Origin of the sequence: Streptomyces cathayae, from assembly GCF_029760955.1 — a bacterium.
Lineage (GTDB): Bacteria > Actinomycetota > Actinomycetes > Streptomycetales > Streptomycetaceae > Streptomyces > Streptomyces cathayae.
Window position 1 is genome coordinate 3,204,290 of sequence record NZ_CP121682.1, and the last position, 18,668, is coordinate 3,222,957.

General features: G+C 71.7%; 14 protein-coding genes. 5 read left to right on the top strand and 9 right to left on the bottom strand.

Features of this window, described 5'->3' with window-relative positions; translation table 11 throughout:
* The first annotated feature begins 129 nt into the window (after positions 1 to 129).
* Together PYS65_RS14400 and PYS65_RS14405 are read left to right on the top strand one after the other, a co-directional pair.
* Positions 130 to 1,512: a PspC domain-containing protein gene (locus PYS65_RS14400; protein ID WP_279334369.1), complete on the top strand. Its 1,383-nt coding sequence runs from the start codon at positions 130 to 132 to the stop codon at positions 1,510 to 1,512.
* Entirely contained in the window at positions 1,499 to 1,732 is a 234-nt protein-coding gene (locus PYS65_RS14405; RefSeq protein WP_279334370.1) for a hypothetical protein, read from the top strand. The genes PYS65_RS14400 and PYS65_RS14405 overlap by 14 nt, the downstream gene beginning before the upstream one ends.
* Positions 1,733 to 1,777: 45 nt before the next feature.
* Here PYS65_RS14405 and PYS65_RS14410 read toward each other — a convergent pair whose 3' ends face one another.
* Both PYS65_RS14410 and PYS65_RS14415 read right to left on the bottom strand, forming a co-directional pair.
* On the bottom strand, positions 1,778 to 2,308 hold the full coding sequence (locus PYS65_RS14410) for a DoxX family protein (protein ID WP_279334371.1): 531 nt from the start codon (positions 2,306 to 2,308) through the stop codon (positions 1,778 to 1,780).
* 142 nt (positions 2,309 to 2,450) lie between these two features.
* Positions 2,451 to 3,743 carry a hypothetical protein gene (locus PYS65_RS14415; RefSeq protein WP_279334372.1) on the bottom strand — a complete coding sequence of 431 codons (1,293 nt, stop codon included), beginning with the start codon at positions 3,741 to 3,743 and terminating at the stop codon, positions 2,451 to 2,453.
* 275 nt (positions 3,744 to 4,018) lie between these two features.
* Between PYS65_RS14415 and PYS65_RS14420 the strand changes: the two genes are divergently transcribed.
* Positions 4,019 to 4,507 (top strand): pyridoxamine 5'-phosphate oxidase family protein, encoded by a 489-nt coding sequence (locus PYS65_RS14420; protein WP_279334373.1) that lies wholly within the window; start codon positions 4,019 to 4,021, stop codon positions 4,505 to 4,507.
* A 63-nt stretch (positions 4,508 to 4,570) separates the two neighbouring features.
* Here the strand turns inward: PYS65_RS14420 and guaA are convergent, their stop codons facing one another.
* On the bottom strand, positions 4,571 to 6,151 hold the full coding sequence (gene guaA, locus PYS65_RS14425) for a glutamine-hydrolyzing GMP synthase (RefSeq protein WP_279334374.1): 1,581 nt from the start codon (positions 6,149 to 6,151) through the stop codon (positions 4,571 to 4,573).
* Positions 6,152 to 6,503: 352 nt separating this feature from the next.
* Here guaA and PYS65_RS14430 point away from each other — a divergent pair, with 352 nt between their 5' ends.
* The gene (locus PYS65_RS14430) at positions 6,504 to 6,833 is read left to right on the top strand and encodes a chorismate mutase (RefSeq protein ID WP_279334375.1); all 330 of its coding nucleotides are present in this window, start codon (positions 6,504 to 6,506) and stop codon (positions 6,831 to 6,833) included.
* 369 nt (positions 6,834 to 7,202) lie between these two features.
* Here PYS65_RS14430 and PYS65_RS14435 read toward each other — a convergent pair whose 3' ends face one another.
* Positions 7,203 to 8,399: a hypothetical protein gene (locus tag PYS65_RS14435; RefSeq protein WP_279334376.1), complete on the bottom strand. Its 1,197-nt coding sequence runs from the start codon at positions 8,397 to 8,399 to the stop codon at positions 7,203 to 7,205.
* A 310-nt stretch (positions 8,400 to 8,709) separates the two neighbouring features.
* Between PYS65_RS14435 and PYS65_RS14440 the strand changes: the two genes are divergently transcribed.
* Positions 8,710 to 9,747, top strand: a complete 1,038-nt coding sequence (locus PYS65_RS14440) for an LPXTG cell wall anchor domain-containing protein (protein ID WP_279334377.1) — start codon at positions 8,710 to 8,712, stop codon at positions 9,745 to 9,747.
* A gap of 94 nt (positions 9,748 to 9,841) precedes the next feature.
* On the opposite strand, the gene PYS65_RS14445 is transcribed toward PYS65_RS14440, so the two are convergent.
* The 5 genes from PYS65_RS14445 to PYS65_RS14465 form a co-directional block, all read right to left on the bottom strand.
* Complete coding sequence (locus PYS65_RS14445; protein ID WP_423836088.1) at positions 9,842 to 11,713, bottom strand: GMC oxidoreductase; 1,872 nt, start codon at positions 11,711 to 11,713, stop codon at positions 9,842 to 9,844.
* A gap of 61 nt (positions 11,714 to 11,774) precedes the next feature.
* Positions 11,775 to 13,391 (bottom strand): succinic semialdehyde dehydrogenase, encoded by a 1,617-nt coding sequence (locus tag PYS65_RS14450; RefSeq protein ID WP_279334378.1) that lies wholly within the window; start codon positions 13,389 to 13,391, stop codon positions 11,775 to 11,777.
* A 121-nt stretch (positions 13,392 to 13,512) separates the two neighbouring features.
* Positions 13,513 to 15,315, bottom strand: coding sequence for a serine/threonine-protein kinase (locus tag PYS65_RS14455; RefSeq protein ID WP_279334379.1), 1,803 nt, complete (start codon positions 15,313 to 15,315; stop codon positions 13,513 to 13,515).
* Between the two features lie 99 nt (positions 15,316 to 15,414).
* Positions 15,415 to 16,800, bottom strand: a complete 1,386-nt coding sequence (locus PYS65_RS14460) for a serine/threonine-protein kinase (protein WP_279334380.1) — start codon at positions 16,798 to 16,800, stop codon at positions 15,415 to 15,417.
* Positions 16,801 to 16,862: 62 nt separating this feature from the next.
* Positions 16,863 to 18,563: a serine/threonine-protein kinase gene (locus tag PYS65_RS14465; RefSeq protein WP_279337955.1), complete on the bottom strand. Its 1,701-nt coding sequence runs from the start codon at positions 18,561 to 18,563 to the stop codon at positions 16,863 to 16,865.
* Positions 18,564 to 18,668: the final 105 nt, after the last annotated feature.

The window sequence follows — 18,668 nt, forward strand, 5'->3', positions numbered from 1 at the left end:
CCGGAGACTCCCCTGATCTCCGGTTCCGGGTCCTCGCGCGGCCCCCGGGCACCCCTCAGGGCCGATATCAGGGTCCGGCCAGGGTCGTCCCGACTGCCGTCGCGGCGGCTCGCCCGTCACCATGGAGCCATGACAGATCACCAGCACGCCGCGCCGGGCCCGGGGTCCGGCTCCGGCGCGGTCGGAGAGGCCGCTTCCGGCGGAGCCCCGCAGCCGCCCGGTGAGGCGGGCGTGCCCGAGCCTCCGCACCATTTCCGGCGCGACCGCCGACACCAGATGATCGGTGGCGTGTGCTCCGGGCTCGGCCGGCAGTGCGACATGGATCCGGTGATCTTCCGCATCACACTGGCGGTGCTCTCCGCCACCGGCGGCGTCGGCCTCATCTTCTACGGCTTCGCCTGGCTCATCGTGCCGTACGAGGGCGAGGAGGAGAACGAGATCCGCAGGCTGCTGACCGGCCGGGTCGGCGGCCACACCCTGGCGGCGATACTTTTCGCGCTGGTCGGCTGCGGCGCCTTCCTCACCATGCTGAACAACGGCGGGGTGCTGAGCTTCGCCGTGATGCTCTCCCTGCTGCTCGCCGGTGCCGGGTACTGGTCCCGGCAGCGCGGTACCCCCAGCCCCGACCCCCTCGCCGCCCAGGCCGCCGCCGACGCTCCGCCGGAGCCCCAGGCGCCGCCGGTTCCCGCCGCCTACTCCTCCTGGTGGCGCGATCCCATCGTCAAGGACGGCACGCACATCGGCGGTACGGGCTATCTGTGGGGCCCGGGGAACTCCCGCGACCTGGACATCGCCGCAGTGGTCGACGTCCGCCTCGACCCCCACGGCTCCGGCCACGGCGCCGCGCGTCCCCCGCACCCCCGGCCGGCCAAGCCGCGAGGGCCCCGTGGGATCGGCGGCTGGGTCTTCCTGCTCGCCCTGCTCGCGGCCGGTCTGGGCACGGGCCTGACATGGCAGGAGCATCCGCTCGGCACCAGCCTGCAGACCGGTCTCGCGTGTGCGCTCGCCGTCTTCGGCCTCGGTGTGGCGGTCAGCGCGTTCCTGGGCCGTACCGGGGCGGGGTCGATCCTCCTGGCGGTCATCACCGCGGGACTGCTGGCCGCCTCCACGGCCGTGCCCAAGGACATCGGCACCGAGTGGATGCGCACCAACTGGGAGCCCGCCTCGGTCGCACAGATACGCCCGGTGTACAACCTGGGCACGGGGAGCGGCACCCTCGATCTGTCCAAGGTGCGGGTGGCCGAGGGGCAGACCGTGTCGACACGGGCCGACGTCGGCCTGGGCCGCATCCACGTGATCGTGCCCGAGAACGTGACCGTGCGGCTGAACGTCCAGGTCGGACTGGGCGACATCCAGTTGCCGGGCGACCTGCGGAAGGACGTGGACGTGGCACCCGACAAGCGCGAGGAGACCACCCTGGCTCCGCCCGCGGGCGTCAAGAAGGCGGGCACACTCGAGCTGGACCTCCAGGTCGGCGCCGGACAGGCGGAGGTGAGCCGTGCTACGTCATGAGTTCCAGCCCGGCAGGCTGGTCGCCGGCGCCTTCCTCACTCTCGCCGGCGTGCTCTACGCCGGAGACGCGGGCGGCGCCTGGGACACCCCGTGGTTCGCCGTGTTCCCCGTCGTCGCGGGCGGCCTGTGCCTGGCCGCAGCGGTGGGCAGCGTGACGGGCCTGATACGCCGGAACAGACGGTCCGGCGACCGGGAGAGCCACGCGAAGTCACCGACCTGACGAAGGCGGCCGGCGGCCGGGCCGGCCCGCGGGTGGGGGGGAGCCCTATCGGTAGTCGCTCACCCGCCGTCGGCGGCGCCCCCGGAGGGCGGCGTCCACGGAGAGCAGGGGTGCACCTGCCAGCACCAGCGGAATCCAGCCCATGAGGTAGGGGAGGTCGTTTCCGTAGTAGTACGGTTCGGCGGCCCAGCTCACCGTCAGCCACAGGCTGAGGGAGATCAGCGCACCGCCAAGGGCGGCCGGCCGGGCGAGCAGACCGATGAGGGTTCCGATACCGACGGCCAACTCGCCGAAGGCGATGGCGTAACCGAAGGCGACGGGATTCTGCAGGGACATGTCGACCAGCGCGGGAATGGCCGAGGAGTCGCGGGCGGCACGCATCATGTCGCCGATCGACCCGGCCCCGGCGTCCTTCATGAACGCGCTGTCGGTGAGTTTGTCCAGTCCGGCATAGATGAAGGTGACGCCCAGGAAGATCCGCAGAGGGAGGAGTGCGTACCGCGTGGCGGTGTCCCGCCAGTTCCTGCCGCCATCGAAGTGAGGGCTGTACGCATCCGTGCGCATACCGTGAATCATCGCCGTCTGTCGCCTCTCGCCGCCGCCGTACCGAGACCTCCTCGACAGACCATATGTACGACAACCAAGGCCGGATCAATCCATTACCGCCCCGATTTTTCGGAACGTCACCTCGCCCACTCGGCCGCGCCCACCGGTCCGGCTAGTCCGTCACGTCGATCGCGTACCGGTTCGTCTCCACCCCGGCTGCCGTGACGACCTGTACCTCCACCCGCCCCGGTTCCACCTCCACCGGGACCGGAACGGTCAGCAGGGCGTCCGTCGGGTTATCGAAACCGCCCTTCACCGGCACCAGCGGCACATGGACGTGCACCGCTCCCACCCGGACCACCATCCGGGCCAGCCGGTCGGCTCCCTGCGCGCCCATCGGAACGAAGCCGGTGCCCCGGATCTCGATGTCGTCGCCGGTCCGGATCGGCGCGTCCAGGTCCCCGGCCTCCCGCGCCCGCACCACCGACAGGATGACCGGCCGGCCGCCCTCCGCGTACTTGCCCGCGAGATAGGTCGCCGCCGACACCAGCACGACCACCGCGAGCCCCCACGGCAGATCGGGCAGCTGGTCCGGCCGCCGCGCCAGTCGTACCGCCGCGAACGCCAGCGCGACGGCGCTGATCACGACGTACTGGATGTCGGCGAAGCAGCCCCGTCCCGCGTCGTCGGTCAGCAGATCGGCCGCCCGGGGCCGGTCCGCGCGCACCTTCTGCAGCCGCTGCCCCTGCACCCGCAGTCCGACCACCCGCCGCACCACCACGGCGATCCCGCACACCACGGCGAGTACGGTCACCACGCCCGCACCGCGAGCCAGTTCCAGCCCCGCGATCAGCGCGTCGCGTTCCCGGTGCTCGGAGGCGACCGCCAGTTGCCCCGCCAGGACCAGCACCGCGTACGCCAGGAGCAGCACCCAGGAGGCCGCCACCGCGCGGGACGTGGAAAGACGGTTGTCCTCCCCGATCACCGGCGCCAGCACCCCGCCCCGCGCCCGGTGGAACCACGAAGCGGCGGTCAGCGCGCCGGCCACCACCAGCGCGGCCAGCAACCCGGCCGTGCGCGCGGCGCTCCAGCCCGAGCCGATCGCCGTGAACGCCTGGCCCAGAAGCAGCAGTACGACCGCCGCCCACACCACGACCGCCGTCCGACGCCACAGGCGCGTCAGCCAGGCCGCACCCTCGGCCCGGCCGCGCGCGGCCACGAGCTCCGCGGCCTGTGCCAGTTCCTCCGAGACCCACTGGCGGGAGGCGGACGCCGAGTGGGCGACCGCCGCGGGCAGCCCCTGCCCCGCCGCGAACTCCTCCCGCTTCAGCAGGAACGCGGCGACCGCGCGCCGGTGCCCCTCACGCACCCCGTGCGGACAGTCCCCGCAGGCACAGCCGCCCTCGTGGGCGCCCACGTCCGCGCCATACCTCGTCCCGGTAGGGTCCGCCTCCTGCACCGCCACGCCCGAAGCCCGCCTTTCCCATGTCCGCGCACACGTTGAAGATCACCATCGGTGCACGCAACTCCCCGGCAACGAATGCGAATTGTGCCCTACGTCCGACCCTCCCCACCCGGCAGGTCCGGTCAGTGGATGAAGTTCGAGGCGTCATGTTGACCCGGCCGTGAAATCCCCCGTGGCCGGCCGTGACCGACCGCCGTGCGCCGCCTGCTGCTCCATCCGGAGGACACCGCGGATACCCGACACACGGTGTCCGCTATCCGCGCCACACTCGGCCCATGGACACGAACCCCGTGAACACGAACTGGGACGCCTTCACCTCCGCCGAACCCGAGCTCGCGAAGACCGTGGAGGAGCGCTTCGGCGCGCACACCCACCACGTCCTCGCGACCCTGCGCAAGGACGGGTCGCCGCGCACCACCGGCCTGGAGGTGCGCTTCCTGAACGGTGAGCTGTGGCTCGGCATGATGCCGGACTCGCTCAAGGCACTCGACCTGCGCCGCGACCCGCGCTTCGCGCTCCAGGCGAACCCGGGGGCGGGCACGGGCATGGGCGGCGGGGACGTCCGGATCAGCGGGCGCGCGTTCGAGGTCGACGACGCGGACACCAGGAGCGAGTACGCCGAAGAGGTGGAACCGCCGGAGCCGTTCCACCTCTTCCGCACCGAGTTGACGGAGGTCGTACGGACCTACGTGGAGGACGAGACGTATCTCGTCCTCCAGGTCTGGAAGCCCGGTGAGCCGGTGCGCACGCTCAAACGGACGTGAGCCCCCTCCGAACGGGGACCACCCCGACAGGGACCACCCGAACAGGGGCCACCCGAACGGGGACTACTCCCACTCGATGGTCCCCGGCGGCTTGGAGGTCACGTCGAGGACGACGCGGTTGACGTCCCGCACCTCGTTGGTGATGCGGGTCGAGATCTTGCCGAGGACGTCGTACGGCAGCCGCGACCAGTCGGCGGTCATCGCGTCCTCGGAGGACACCGGGCGCAGGACGACGGGGTGGCCGTAGGTGCGGCCGTCGCCCTGGACACCGACGCTGCGGACGTCCGCGAGCAGCACCACGGGGCACTGCCAGATGTCCCGGTCGAGTCCGGCCGCGGTGAGCTCCTCGCGGGCGATGGCGTCGGCCTCGCGCAGCAGGTCGAGCCGCTCCCTGGTCACCTCGCCGACGATGCGGATGCCGAGTCCCGGGCCGGGGAACGGCTGCCGCTGGACGATCTCCTCGGGCAGGCCGAGTTCCTGGCCGACCATCCGGACCTCGTCCTTGAACAGCTGGCGCAGCGGCTCGATCAGCTTGAACTCGAGGTCCTCGGGCAGGCCGCCCACGTTGTGGTGGGACTTGATGTTGGCGGTGCCGGTGCCCCCGCCGGACTCCACGACGTCCGGGTAGAGGGTGCCCTGGACCAGGAACTCCACGGCCGGGCCCGCGTCGGCGACGATCTCGGCCTGGGCCTGCTCGAAGACCCGGATGAACTCGCGGCCGATGATCTTCCGCTTCTCCTCGGGGTCCGAGACACCCTTGAGCGCGGCCAGGAACCGCTCCGACGCGTCCACGACCTTCAGCTGCACGCCGGTCGCGGCGACGAAGTCCTTCTCGACCTGCTCGGTCTCACCCTTGCGCATCAGGCCGTGGTCGACGTACACGCAGGTCAGCTGCGCACCGATGGCCTTCTGGACGAGGGCCGCGGCGACGGCGGAGTCCACCCCGCCGGACAGACCGCAGATGGCGCGCCGGTCACCGACCTGCTCGCGGATGACGGCGACCTGATCCTCGATGACGCTGCCGGTGGTCCAGCTCGGGCTCAGGCCCGCGCCCCGGTACAGGAAGTGCTCCAGCACCTGCTGCCCGTGCGTGGAGTGCATCACCTCGGGGTGGTACTGGACGCCGTAGAGCTTCTTCTCGTCGTTCTCGAAGGCGGCGACCGGGACGACGTCCGTGGAGGCCGTGACCGCGAAGCCCTCGGGGGCGGCGGAGCAGGCGTCGCCGTGCGACATCCACACGGCCTGCTCGTCCGGGGTGCCCTCGAAGAGAGTGGAGGACGACTTGGAGACGTGCAGGTCCGTACGGCCGTACTCACGCGCACCGGTGTTGTCCACCTGGCCGCCCAGGGTCCGCGCCATGAGCTGGAAGCCGTAGCACATGCCGAAGACCGGGACGCCGGCCTCGAAGAGCGCGCGATCGACGGTGGGGGCGCCCTCCTCGTACACCGACGAGGGGCCGCCGGAAAGAATGATCGCCGCCGGGTTCTTGGCGAGGATCTCCGCGACCGGCATGGTGCTCGGCACGATCTCGCTGTAGACCCGCGCCTCGCGGACGCGACGGGCGATGAGCTGGGCGTACTGCGCGCCGAAGTCGACGACCAGGACGGTGTCGGGCGCGTTGGCAGCGGAAGTCGCTGATGACACGAGGTGCCTTCCGGCGGTGGGCGGGTCTGGTGTCTTCCGATTCTAGCCGGTGGGCATGCGGCCCTCCCCGGGCTCCCGCAGCCGCGCACGGCAGGGGCCCGTCTCACCATGCGACCACCCGTGTTGGACGGCCGGGGCGAGCGCGGCATACTGGAACCATGCTCACGCACACGGCCTTCTCGGCTTTCTCCTTTACCTATGGCAACCGGCCCACCGGCTGCCATGGTCGTGCTGCTTGAGCAACTGACAAGCGACTTCCCAGGCGCCCCGGGCCGACAAGGTCCGGGGCGCCTGGCGTTTTCGGACCCGGTCGATCCGGGGGCACCCCACACATCCAGCGAGGAGCCCCGCCATGACCACCCCCACCGACATCACCACCGCCGACATCACGGCCGCAGACGGCACGACCGCCGAGAAAACCGGCGCCCGCACCGCCGAGGCCGCCGATGTGATCACCGGTGCCCGCGAGCGGATCGACGCCCTGGACGACCGGATCATCGGTCTGGTCCAGGAACGGATGGCCGTGTCGGCCGTCATCCAGCGGGAACGGATCACCTCCGGCGGACGGCGTGTGAGTCTCTCCCGCGAGATGGAGATCCTCAGCCACTACAGGGAGGCCCTGGGCAAGCCGGGCACCACGCTCGCGATGACCCTGCTGGAGCTGAGCCGCGGCAAGATCTGAAGCGACCGGACACCGGGACCGGGCATCGGGGTCGGCCCCTAGGCCGGCCACCGGCGACCGGATCCGCGTTCCGGGCACACACGTACGCATCCCTCCTCACCCGTACGGCGCGTGACCGGAGCCGTGGTCGCGCCGTTGGTACGGGTGTCCGTGTCAGCCAGGGGCGGACTCGAAAGAACCACGCGTGGCTCGCCGGAGCGATGAGACGTACGGATCGTGCCGTGCGTCGTGGGACCTCGTTCCGGACAAGGTGACCGGACGGCAGGGGACAGCAGCCCGGTCACCCGGGAGAACGGCCGGCTCCGGGGACGCCCGGGGCCGACCGGCGGGACCCTTCCCTCGCGACCGGCTCCCGTGCGGGGCACGGTGTCAGGTGCGGGTCACGACGCCGCATTCCTCGGTGGCCCCGTCCAGGCCCCGGCTCCGGTCGTACGGATCCCGCTCCTCCCCCGTCGGCATGGGACTGTTCTCCAGGTCGGCGAGGAACTGCGGACGGATCACCCCGTCGCCCTCGCGGCAGTCGTCGTTGCCGATCTCGCTGTTGATGTCGGCGAGCCAGACGTGTCCGTCGGTCGCCTGGAATTTGGCGGGGTCCACCGCCTCCACCTCGATCACCCGGCGCACGATCACCCGGGTCACCTCGCTCCCACCCTGGCGGGCAAGCGCGTACACGAAGGTGTAGTCACCCTTGGCCACGGCCCTTCCGGCGGTTCCACGCACGGGCTCGACCGTCAGACGGCCGCGAACCCTCACCTCGTCCACCAGCTCGACCTCGTCGGGGTCGAACCGGGTGAAGATCCACACCGGGTCGTTCTTCACCGTGGGCTTGCGCAGCCCGGCGCGCAGCTCGGCGAGGTGGTCCCCCATCAACGGGTCGAGGAGGGCCAGCGCCTTCTTCGGCTCGGCCCCCATGATCACCTCACGGTCGAGGTTCGAGGCGATCAGGAAGTCCCTCGTCCCTTCCAGAGCCGCCTCGACGGAGGCTGCGGAGACTCCGTTGACGGCCTTCGCCTTCCCTTCCGGCAACCTGATCGCCTCCGCTCCCGACTCCCACCGCGCGGCCGGAGAGCCGGCGAACGGCCGCTCCCGGGTGGGCATATCGGCGGGGGCCGCGGAGGGGGCGCCCGTGGGGCGGGCGGTCTCGGGGGTCAGCGGCGCAGCGGATGCGCCGTTCACCCCGTTCACCCCGTCCGCCCCGTTCGACGCGCCCGGACCGTCACCGAGGCCGCCGGGCAGCCAGGAGAGAGCGCCGGACGGGTGGACGGCGACCACGGCCACCGCCACGGCCACCAGCACGCCGACGACGCTCCAGCCCGTACGCCGCCGTGTGGTGCGGCCGTTCATCTCCTGCCAGGCGGGCCCGGTGCGCCACCCCTCGGGCCGAGCGGGCGGGGCGGCGGGCTTGCTCCGGCCCCAACGACGCTTCCCACCGGCGCCGTTCGACCTGGCCTGTGCCTCGTCCATGGCGCGCAGCCGCTCGGTCACCATCCGTGCCCGCGCGGACGGTTCCTTCGGGGCGGTGGCGCGGATGTCGCGCTCACCGTCCTCGAAGAATTTTTCCCACACATCGCCAGGCGGGTTGGAGGACCCCGGTCTTGTGGGTTCTTCGGACGACTTCTCGGGCACGGGGTGACGCGCTTTCTGTCAAGGGGGGCGGATTCCGTCAACGCGGATCGAGGGGTGAGCGTACGCCCCCGCCGATCACTCCACAGGAGTGATCCACCTCACATAAAATTTCTGTCAGAGCCAGGACAACCATTTACAGGGTTCGGTGATCAAACCATCAGAACCACGGGCCACACCCCGCGCCCCACCGCGGAGGCCTCCCCCTGACGCGTACCGCAACCGGCGGTACACCTGACTTCCCGAGGTCTTCATGAAGCTCCGCCGCGCCATGGCTGTTGCGGCCGCAACAGCAGTGATCGCCCCGGCTGCGCTCCTCGCGGCTCCGGCCGCGTACGCCACCGACGAGACGACCCCGTCGCCGATCGCCTCCGAGTCGACTCCCGGAGAGACCGAGCCGACGAAGACGGACGACCCGGCTCCCGAGACGACCGCCCCCGAGGCGACCGACGACACGGACAACCCCGGCGAGCCCAAGCCCGAGGAGACCGACGAGCCCAAGCCCGAGGAGACCGACGAGCCCGAGCCCGGCGAGACCGACGAGCCCGAGCCCGGCGAGACCGAGACCGACGAGCCCGAGCCCAGCGAGACGGAGCCGGAGGAGTCCGAGACTCCGGACCCCGAGCCGTCCATATGCGAGGACACCAAGGTCGACGTCGGCTTCTCCGGCCTGCCCGGCAAGATCGCGGTGGGCAGCGGCTGGCACAAGTTCTCGCTGGACGTGGTGAACAACTCCGACTCCACCCTCGAGGACCTCGACTACTTCGCCGGGGCCTCCCCCGACAAGTACGGGGAGGACATGTTCCGGAGCAAGCACGTCCAGCTCCAGGTCTGGGACCCGGAGGACGAGATCTGGGCCGACCTCAACGACGGCGGCTACGCGGTCGGTTACATCGGCTACAGCACCGAGCTCGAAGCCGGCTACCAGGTCAACATCCCGATGCGGATCAATGTGAAGGCCTCCGCCCCGGTCGGCGCCGGCTTCTCGCTCGGCGCGACGATCTACGGCGACAGCGACGGCGAGTGCACCGGCTACGGCGAGGTGTCGTACAAGTTCCAGATCGTGTCCGCCGGTACGGACACGGACGGCACCAAGCCGCAGGTGGGCGGCAAGGCCCCCGTCACGGACAAGAAGCCGGCCGCCGACACCCCGAAGGTCACCGGCAGCCTGGCCGAGACCGGTGCCGGCTCCGCGCTTCCGATGATCGGCCTCCTCGGCGGTGCCGCCGTCGCGGCCGGTGCGGGTGCGGTGTTCGTGGTGCGTCGCCGCAAGGCCGGCGCGGTCGCGTAAGCACACCGTGAGCAAGGTGGCGTGAACACGCCGCAGACATAGGGAAGAGGACCTGCGCTCGGAGGGGGGCGCAGGTCCTCTTTCCTTTCTCGGCTCACCCGGCTGTCGGCGGCTGCTTCTTCGGCGGCACCGTCGGCATCCCCAGGAACGGCAGCCTCAGCGCGCCGAACGCGTCCGCCGGGACCGCCGGCGCCTTCGGCTCGACCGGCCGGAGCCGTTCGTAGGCCGCCCCCTGCCGCGGACGGGGGTCGGGTTCTCCCTTGTTGGGCCAGTACGACATGGCCCGCTCGGCCTGTGCCGTGATCGTCAGGGACGGGTTCACGCCCAGGTTCGCCGAGACCGCCGCCCCGTCCACGACCGAGATGCCGGGGTGGCCGTAGAGGCGGTGGTACGGGTCGACCACGCCGGTGTCCCGGGTGGCGCCGATGGGGCAGCCGCCCAGGAAGTGGGCGGTGAGCGGCATGCCCGACAGCTCGCCGATGTTGGAACCGGCGAACCCGTTGATCTCGGCCGCCAGGGCGGACGCCCCCTCCGTGGCCGCCTTGATCTGCTTGGGGTTGGCGGCGCCGTGGCCCTGCCGCGCGGTGAGCAGCCCGCGGCCCGCCCCGGACGGTTTCAGGTACGTCGTCAGGGAGTTGTCCAACGACTGCATCACCAGGCCGATGATGGTCCGCTCCGACCAGCGCCGGTTGGAGAGCGAACGCATCATCAGCCAGGGGTGCCTCGCCGCGTTGCCCAGCCAGCCCAGCACCCTGGCCGCGCCCGGACCCCCGCCCGCGTACGGGACCTGGAGGATCGACAGGCCGCCCATCGAGTTGGAGCCGCGACCGTAACGGACCGGTTCGATATGGGTGTTCTCGTCGGGGTGGATCGACGAGGTGATGGCCACACCGCGGGTGAAGTCGACCTTGGGTGCCCCCGTCGCCTTGCGATAGTGGCGGTCGTCGGTCTGCGCCCCGACCAGCGCCTCGGAGTTGGTGCGGGTCAGCTCGCCCAGCCGGTCCGAGAGGTGCGGGAGCTGACCGTTGGCCTTCATCCGGTGCAGCAGTGTCTGGGTGCCGTAGGTGCCGGCGGCCAGCACGACGCGGCGGGCCCGGAAGGTCCGCCCGCCGCCCTTGCGGCGGTTGTCGGTGGGGAGCGTGGCGACGGCGAATCCGCCCTGTGAGTCCTCCGTCACCGCCACGGCCGTCGTCATGGGGTGGACGACCGCGCCCGCCTTCTCGGCGAGGTGGAGGTAGTTCTCGTTGAGGGTGTTCTTCGCGCCGTGCCGGCAACCGGTCATGCACTCGCCGCATTCGGTGCAGGCCCGGCGCGAGGGCCCCGCCCCGCCGAAGTACGGGTCGGCCGCCTCCCGCCCCGGCTTCGCCTTCACCGTGCCGTCGGCGTCCTCGCCGTCACCGAAGAAGACGCCGACCGGGGCCATGTGGAAGGTGTCGCCCACTCCCATCCGCTCGGCCGCCGCCTTCAGGTGCACGTCGGACGGGGTCGTCGTCGGGTTGAGCCGTACGCCCAGCATGCGCCGCGCCTGGTCGTAGTACGGCCTCAGCTCGTCCTGCCAGTCGGTGATGTCGCGCCACTGCGGGTCGTCGAAGAAGGGCCCGGGCGGTACGTAGAGGGTGTTGGCGTAGTTGAGGGAGCCGCCGCCGACGCCCGCGCCGGCCAGGACCATGACGTTGCCCAGCAGATGGATGCGCTGGATGCCGTACATGCCGAGCCTGGGGGCCCACAGGTAGTTCCGCAGGTCCCAGGAGTTCTTCGGCAGGGAGTCGCGGGTGAAGCGGCGGCCCGCTTCCAGTACGCCGACGCGGTAGCCCTTCTCGGTCAGGCGCAGGGCCGTGACGGAACCGCCGAAACCCGATCCGACGACGAGGACGTCGTAGTCGTACACGGCGTCGGACACGGCGTCGTGCAGCGTTTCGTCCTCGCGTTCGTCGTTCCGGTCCTGGGCGGAGTTCTCCTGTGACACGTGCTCTCCTCGTCGAAAGCCACGGTGCCGGCTCGGCCCGGGCGGGGCGGGGCGGGGCGGGCTAGCGGAAACGGAATGCCTTCATCAGGCGCAGGCTCCGGCTCATCAACTCCGCGTACCGCTCGTCGTCCAGGCCGAGGGAGGGGGCCATCGGCAGCAGCCGCTGGTGCGCGACGGTCTGGGCCTCCGTGTACTTGAGGATGCCCTCGGAGCCGTGCCGGCGGCCGAGGCCGGAGTCCTTCATGCCGCCCATCGGCGACTGGGCGCTGCCGTAGGCGGGCGCGTACCCCTCGTTGATGTTGACCGTGCCGGTGCGCAGCCGGGAGGCCACCGCGCGGCCGCGCCGGGCGTCCTTCGTCCAGACCGAGGCGTTCAGGCCGTACGGGGTGGAGTTGGCGCGTTCGACGGCCTCGTCGTCGGAGCCGAAGCGGTAGAGCGAGACGACCGGGCCGAAGGTCTCCTCCGCGCAGACGGTCATGGACTCCTCGACGCCGTCGAGGATGGTCGGCTCGTAGAAGTACGGACCGACGTCCGGACGGGCCGTACCGCCCGCGATCACCTTCGCGCCCTTGGCGACGGCGTCCGCCACGTGCCGGGTGACGGCCTCCAGCTGGCGTTCGCCGACCAGGGAGCCCATGTCGGCGCCGTAGCTCAGGGAGGTGCCGAGGCGGATCGCGCGGGTCCGGGCGGCGAAGCGCTCCAGGAAGGCGTCGGCGACCGACTCGTGGACGTACAGCCGCTCGATGGAGATGCAGAGCTGGCCCGCGGAGGAGAAGCAGGCGCGGACGGCACCGGCGGCGGCCTTGTCCAGGTCGGCGTCCTCCAGGACCAGCATGGCGTTCTTGCCGCCGAGTTCGAGGGAGACGCCGACCAGGCGGGCGGCGGCGCTCCGGGCGACCTCGCGGCCGGTGCGGGTGGAGCCGGTGAAGGAGACGTAGTCGGCGTGCCGGACGACCTCCGGACCGACGACCGGCCCCTCGCCGAGCACGACCTGGAAGACGTCGGCGGGCAGCCCGGCCTCGATCAGCAGGTCACGGGCCCAGAGCGCGGTGAGGCAGGTCTCCGTGTCGGGCTTCATCACGACCGCGTTGCCCGCGACGAACGCCGGGAGCGCGTCGCCGACGGACAGCTCCAGCGGGTAGTTCCAGGGCGCGATCTGGCCGACGACACCGCGCGGGTGGCGCAGTTCGGTGACCTTCGTGAGGGCCGGCATGGCGCCCGCGTGACGCTTGGGCCGCAGATACGCGGCGGCCCGGCGGCCGTAGTGGCGGGCGGCGATGGCGACGGCCTGGACCTCCTCGTGGGCGTGCAGGCGGGCCTTGCCGGTCTCCAGCTGGATCAGGTCGAGCACCTCGGCCTGGCGCTCCAGCACCAGGTCGTGGAACCGGAGCAGGACGGCGGCGCGCCGCCGTACCGGGATCTGCGCCCACACGGCCTGGGCGGTGCGGGCCGCCGCGAAGGCCCGCTCCACGTCCTCGGGGGTCGACTCGGGGAGGTCCGCCAGCTTCTCGCCGGTGAAGGGCGTGTGGTTGGCGGTCCGCCCGGAACCGGCGACTCCCTTGGTGAGCTGGGCGACCAGTTCGGGAGTGACCACGTCGGCCGCGGTGCGGGCGCCCGCCGGGGCGGGGGCGAGGGGGTTGGTACCGGTGGTGTCCCGGCTGGTCTGCACGTCCGTCATGAGCGGCAGGGTATGCCCACGCGGACACTTTGTGTACCCGCCGGTAACAGATTCACGGACCGCTCACACACCCTGCCAGTGAACGCTGGCAACAAACCCGCTGATCAGGGCGTTGATCGGTTCAGGGTGCGTCGACCGGCTCCTCGGCGGACTCCTTGGCGGATCCCTCGGCGGACTCCTCGATGTCCAGGTTGTCGATCACGGTCCGGGCCACCTCACGCCCGCGCTCCGTGAAGTCGCCCTTGCCCGGGTAGCTGATGGTGAGCTTGTACATGTCCTCGGCGGAGGTCCTGTAGTAGAAGATCCGCATCTCGCGCGGACGGGGGTTCTGGCTGTCGTCCGTGGTGTAGACGACGGTGTTCTCCGCGGCCTTCCTCCCCTTGTGGGTGAGGTTGGGCTTCGGGTGGGTCTTCGGGTTCGCCGGCATGTCGAGGGAGTAGTTGCCGGTCTCCTTGAAGCGCTTGTCGTCGTCGTACATCTCGGCGTCGGCGGAGCCCTCGATGGTGTTGCCGGTGTCCTCGGCCTTCCGATCGAGTGTCAGGCCGACCCAGATGCTGCCGCTGTGGTCCGTGTACCTGACCCAGTGGTCCTTGTCCTTCTCCCGGTCGGGCACGGTTCGCTGATAGCCCTTCGGCACCGGCACGGACGCCGCGACGTCCTTCTCCTCGTGGATCTCCCAGCCGTCCGGCAGCGGCCCCGCGAAGGGGTCCGCGATCACCAGGTACGCGGCCACCGCTCCGGCGACGACCGCCGCCCCCAGACCGGCCAGCGTCCGGTAACCGATGCGGACACCACCCTTGCCGCCGGGCCCGGAACCGACCCCGGACCCGTCGCCGAGTCCCGGGGAGTGGACGACCTGCGTGGGCGGCGGCGCGGGCGGGTTGGCGACGGTTTCCAGCAGCGCCCGGACCTGCGCGGCGTTCGGGCGGTGCACCGGGTCCTTCTGCAGCAGTCCGGTGATGACCTCGGCCAGCGGCCCCTGCGCTACGGCCGGCGGCGCGGGCGCGGCATGCAGGATGGACTGGAGGGTCGCGGGCGTGTTGCTGCGCCGGAACGGCGAGACCCCCTCCGTGGCCGCGTACAGCACGACACCGAGGGACCACAGGTCGGAGGCGGGGCCGGGGCGCTGGCCCAGCACCCGCTCCGGCGCGATGTACTCGGGCGAACCGACGAAGCCGCCGGTGTCGGTCAGGTTGGTCTCGCCCTCGATCTGGGCGATGCCGAAGTCGGTGAGGACGACCCGGTCGTGCCGGCCGAGCAGCACGTTGTCCGGTTTCACGTCCCGGTGCAGGATGCCGGCCGCGTGCGCGGCCTCCAGCGCGCCGAGCACCTCCAGGCCGACCCTGGCCGCCTCGCGCGCGGAGAGGGTGCCCTCCTCCTGCAGTACGGCGCCCAGCGAGCGGCCCTGGACCAGTTCCATCACGATCCACGGCTGTCCGTCCACGACCGCGACGTCATGGACGTTGACCACCGCCGGGTGGTCGAGCCGGGCCGCGGCCCGGGCCTCGCGGCGCATTCGTTCGAAGGCGTTGGCGCGTTCGCGTTCGGGAAGGTGGTCCGGGACGCGGGGCTCCTTGACGGCGACCTCGCGGTCCACCGTCTCGTCCGCGGCCCGCCACACCGTGCCCATGCCGCCGTGCCCGAGCTTGGAGAGCAGCCGGTAACGACCGGCGATGAGCCGACCGACGCCGGGCTCCCGCGACGGCTGCGAGGAGGGCGGCGGTGAGTGGGGCGGCTGCGGCGGTTCCCGTCGGGTGTGCGCCTGCGGCGGCACCATCTGTGTGGGGGACGCGTACGGGTTGCCGGGATGCGGCATGGGCGCGGCCGGGTTCGGAACCCGGTCCGGGTGCGGGGTCGGCGGTTGCAGATCAAAACTCGTCGGCTCGTCTACCCCACCCTGGCGGGCTCCCCCGTGGCTGCTCATGCTCCATCCATATCGCGCCAACCCCTCACGGAGCCACTTCGAACAGCGTCCGGTCACAGACCCGTGACCCTGCCGGCGGCTTATCTCCGGTTTACGCCGCTATGCGGCCGGTGACGTCGCGCCGGACGTCACACCGGAGGGCGTGTCGGGCGGTATGTCGGACGGCGTGCCGGACGTGACGGACGCGCCGGGAGCCGTGGGGGCGGTCGTGGGAGGCACCGCTGTGGGAGACGGCGTGGCCGACGGGCGACCCGTGCGGGACGGGCGTGGTGTATCGGACGGCCGGGGCTCCGGAGACTGGCTCGCGGGTGTCCGCGGTCCCGTGCTGGACGGCGTACCGCCGCCTCCGCTTCCGCCCCCGTCACCGTCATGGTCCAGGAGCAGCGCCGCCGCGGACACCCCGGCGCCCGCCATCGCGGCGACGGCCAGCGCGGCCACGAGCACGCTCCGCGTGGGCTGCCGGGCCGGGTGTTCCCCGGCGAGGCCGTCGGCCGGGCGCCACCGCCCGACTCCTCCTCCGACAGCCCCTCTCCCGGCCCCGCTTCCTCCGGCCGTCCCCGCCCTGCCGGCCGCCCGTCCCTCGGTCTCCGTCGCCACGGCGTATCCGAGGGGCGGGTACTCCGGTGTGCGGCCCGTCTCACGGAAGGCCCGCAGCATCCGCTCGGCCCGGTCCACGTCCAGCCGCCGGTCGGGGTCGCGCTCCAGCAGGCCCCGTACGACGGGCAGGATCGGCCCGGCCTGCGCGGGCGGCCGTATCTCGTCGGTCACGACCGCGTGCACGACCCCGCCGATCGAGTCCCGGCGGAACGGCGACTCACCGCTGAGCACCGTGCACAGCAGGGCGCCGAGCGACCACAGGTCGGACTCGGGGCCGGTCCTGGCCCCGGACATCCGCTCGGGGGCGGTGTACTCGGGCGAGCCGACGAAGGAACCGGACTCGGTGAGCGTGGTGGCCCCCGCCACCTGCGCGATCCCGAAGTCGGTGAGGACGACCCGGTCGGTGCCGCGCTCCAGCAGCACGTTCGCGGGTTTGAGGTCGCGGTGCAGGACACCCGCCGCGTGGGCGCCGCGCAGCGCGCCGAGCAGATCGATGCCGATGCGCGCGGCCTCCGCGGCATCGACCGGGCCCCGCGTGGCGATACGGTCGGCCAGCGATCCGCCGTCGATCAACTCCAGGACGATGTACGGGCGTTCGTCGTCCTCGACGACGTCGTGGACGATGATGATGTGCGGGTGGCTCAACTGGGCGAGCGCGCGTGCCTCACGGAGCGTACGGTCCCGCTGCCGCCGGGCCTCCGCCGCGGAGAGCGTCTCGTCGAGGGGGAGTTCCTTGACGGCGACGTCACGCCCGAGTAACTGGTCGGTCGCCCGCCACACCACGCTCATGCCGCCGCGGCCGAGCCTCTCCGCCAGCCGGTAACGGCCCGCTATGACACGGGCGTTGTTCCGTGCCGCCCCGTCTCCGGGCTCCCCCTCGGTCCCCATGGGCCCATCATGCCCCACCGGATGTGTCCCCTCCGGTGGGTCTATTCGGCCAAGCCTGCCCGCTACTGAGGTTCGCGCCATCCCTGCAGGATCGTTTCGAACTGCTTGCTCGTGGTGGCCCAGTCCTCGGCCGGGGCCGCCATGTAGAGCGCGTACTCGACCCCGCCGCGCGAGAGGTACATCTGGTCGACGGCCCGGTACGGCCCCGGGAACTTCGTGTCCTTGGGCAGCGCGGTCCAGATGTACTCGAGTCGCGCGCTCTTGCGGTCGCGGTAGACGCGGCGCTCCAGACCCACCTGCCGGTAGTCGACCAGCCGCTGCCCTATCTGCTGGTCCAGGTCTCTCAGGTGCTCGTACGGGTCGTCGAAGTCGGGGGAGTCGTCGGCGGCGATGCGGATGAAGTGCTTGCCGCCGTCGGGCGTGTAGTCGACCTGGCGGGTCTCCTCGTCGAAGACGACCCGCTCCCAGTCCTCACCGGGCAGGACGACGCTGAAGCCGAAGGGATCGGTGCGGCGCACCCAGCCCTCCGGCAGGTCGTCCGTCTGCTCGTCCCTCTGCCGTCCCGTCTGCTCGGTGTCGTCACCCGTGCCACCGGTCGTGTCGGGGGCGGGCTTGGGTCTGGTCGTGTCGAAAGGTGCCGCCGAGGTACCGCCACCGCCCCGTGCGTCGCCCTCGCCCTCACCCTCGCCCTCGTGGAGCAGCGCCGCGGCGCTCCCGCCGACGAGTGCGGCCAGGACCACGACCAGGGCGATCAGGCGCGAGCGTCCGCGCCGCCCGGTCCCGGCGGCCACGTCCGCGGAAGGCGGTTGAACGGCCGTGGCACCCACACCGACCCCGGGCCCGTACGGCGAGGGCGACGGCGTCGGCACAGGGGCGGGAGCGGGAGCGGATACGGGCGCGGGTACGTCGACGACCTGCGTCGGCACGTACATCTGCGCCGAGTTCGGCCGACGCCCCTCCGCGGCCTCGGCGAGCATCTGCTCGGTCTCCGCCGCGTCGGGCCGCATGGCCGGATCCTTGCGCAGGAGCGCGCTGATGACGGGCGCGAGCGGGCCGGCGTACCGAGGTTCACCGGCCTCCTCCTCGACGACCGCCTGCATGGTGGTCAGCGGGGATGTCCGGCGGAACGGCGATCTGCCCTCCACCGCCGTGTACAGCGTGGCACCGAGCGCCCAGAGGTCGGAGGAGGGGCCGGGATCCTGGCCGCGGATGCGCTCGGGTGCGAGATAGTCGACCGAGCCGACGACCTCTCCGGTCCGGGTGATCGCCGTGTCACCCTCTATCTGCGCGATGCCGAAGTCGGTGAGCAGCACGCGCCCGTCGCCGCCGAGGAGCACGTTGCCGGGCTTGACGTCACGGTGCACCACACCGGCGGCGTGCGCGGCCCGCAGGGCGCGCAGCACCCACAGACCGATCCGTGCCGCCTCGCGGGGCTCGACACGCTCCCGTTCGTTGACGGCGTCGGCGAGCGAGTGGCCTTCGACCAGCTCCATGACGATCCAGGGGCGGCCGTCGTGCTCCAGTACGTCGTGCACCGTGACGACCGCGGAGTGGTTGATCCGTGCCGCCGCGCGCGCCTCGGCGCGGGTGCGCGCCAGCAGCCTGGCCTGCTCGCTCTCGGGGACGTAGAGAGCGGCGGTCAGCTCCTTGACCGCGACGGATCGGTGCAGCACCTCGTCATGCGCGTGCCACACCCGGCCCATGCCACCGCTGCCGATGGCTTCACCCAGCCGGTAGCGGCCCGCGACGAGCTGCCCCTGTATCTCATTCACCTTGCCCCGCAATGGTCTTGACAACCTCAGGGTAGGTACCCGGGTCGGCCCTGGGAACCGAAGAGGGGCCATGGAGACCGCACTGTGATGGTTGTC

Bases quoted from the DNA above. Each gene is read 5' to 3' on its own strand.
- PYS65_RS14400 (WP_279334369.1), top strand. From the start codon at position 130: ATGACAGATCACCAGCACGCCGCGCCGGGCCCGGGGTCCGGCTCCGGC.
- PYS65_RS14410 (WP_279334371.1), bottom strand. From the start codon at position 2,308: ATGATTCACGGTATGCGCACGGATGCGTACAGCCCTCACTTCGATGGC.
- PYS65_RS14420 (WP_279334373.1), top strand. From the start codon at position 4,019: ATGGACACGAACCCCGTGAACACGAACTGGGACGCCTTCACCTCCGCC.
- PYS65_RS14430 (WP_279334375.1), top strand. From the start codon at position 6,504: ATGACCACCCCCACCGACATCACCACCGCCGACATCACGGCCGCAGAC.
- PYS65_RS14440 (WP_279334377.1), top strand. From the start codon at position 8,710: ATGAAGCTCCGCCGCGCCATGGCTGTTGCGGCCGCAACAGCAGTGATC.
- PYS65_RS14450 (WP_279334378.1), bottom strand. From the start codon at position 13,391: ATGACGGACGTGCAGACCAGCCGGGACACCACCGGTACCAACCCCCTC.
- PYS65_RS14455 (WP_279334379.1), bottom strand. From the start codon at position 15,315: ATGAGCAGCCACGGGGGAGCCCGCCAGGGTGGGGTAGACGAGCCGACG.
- PYS65_RS14460 (WP_279334380.1), bottom strand. From the start codon at position 16,800: ATGGGGACCGAGGGGGAGCCCGGAGACGGGGCGGCACGGAACAACGCC.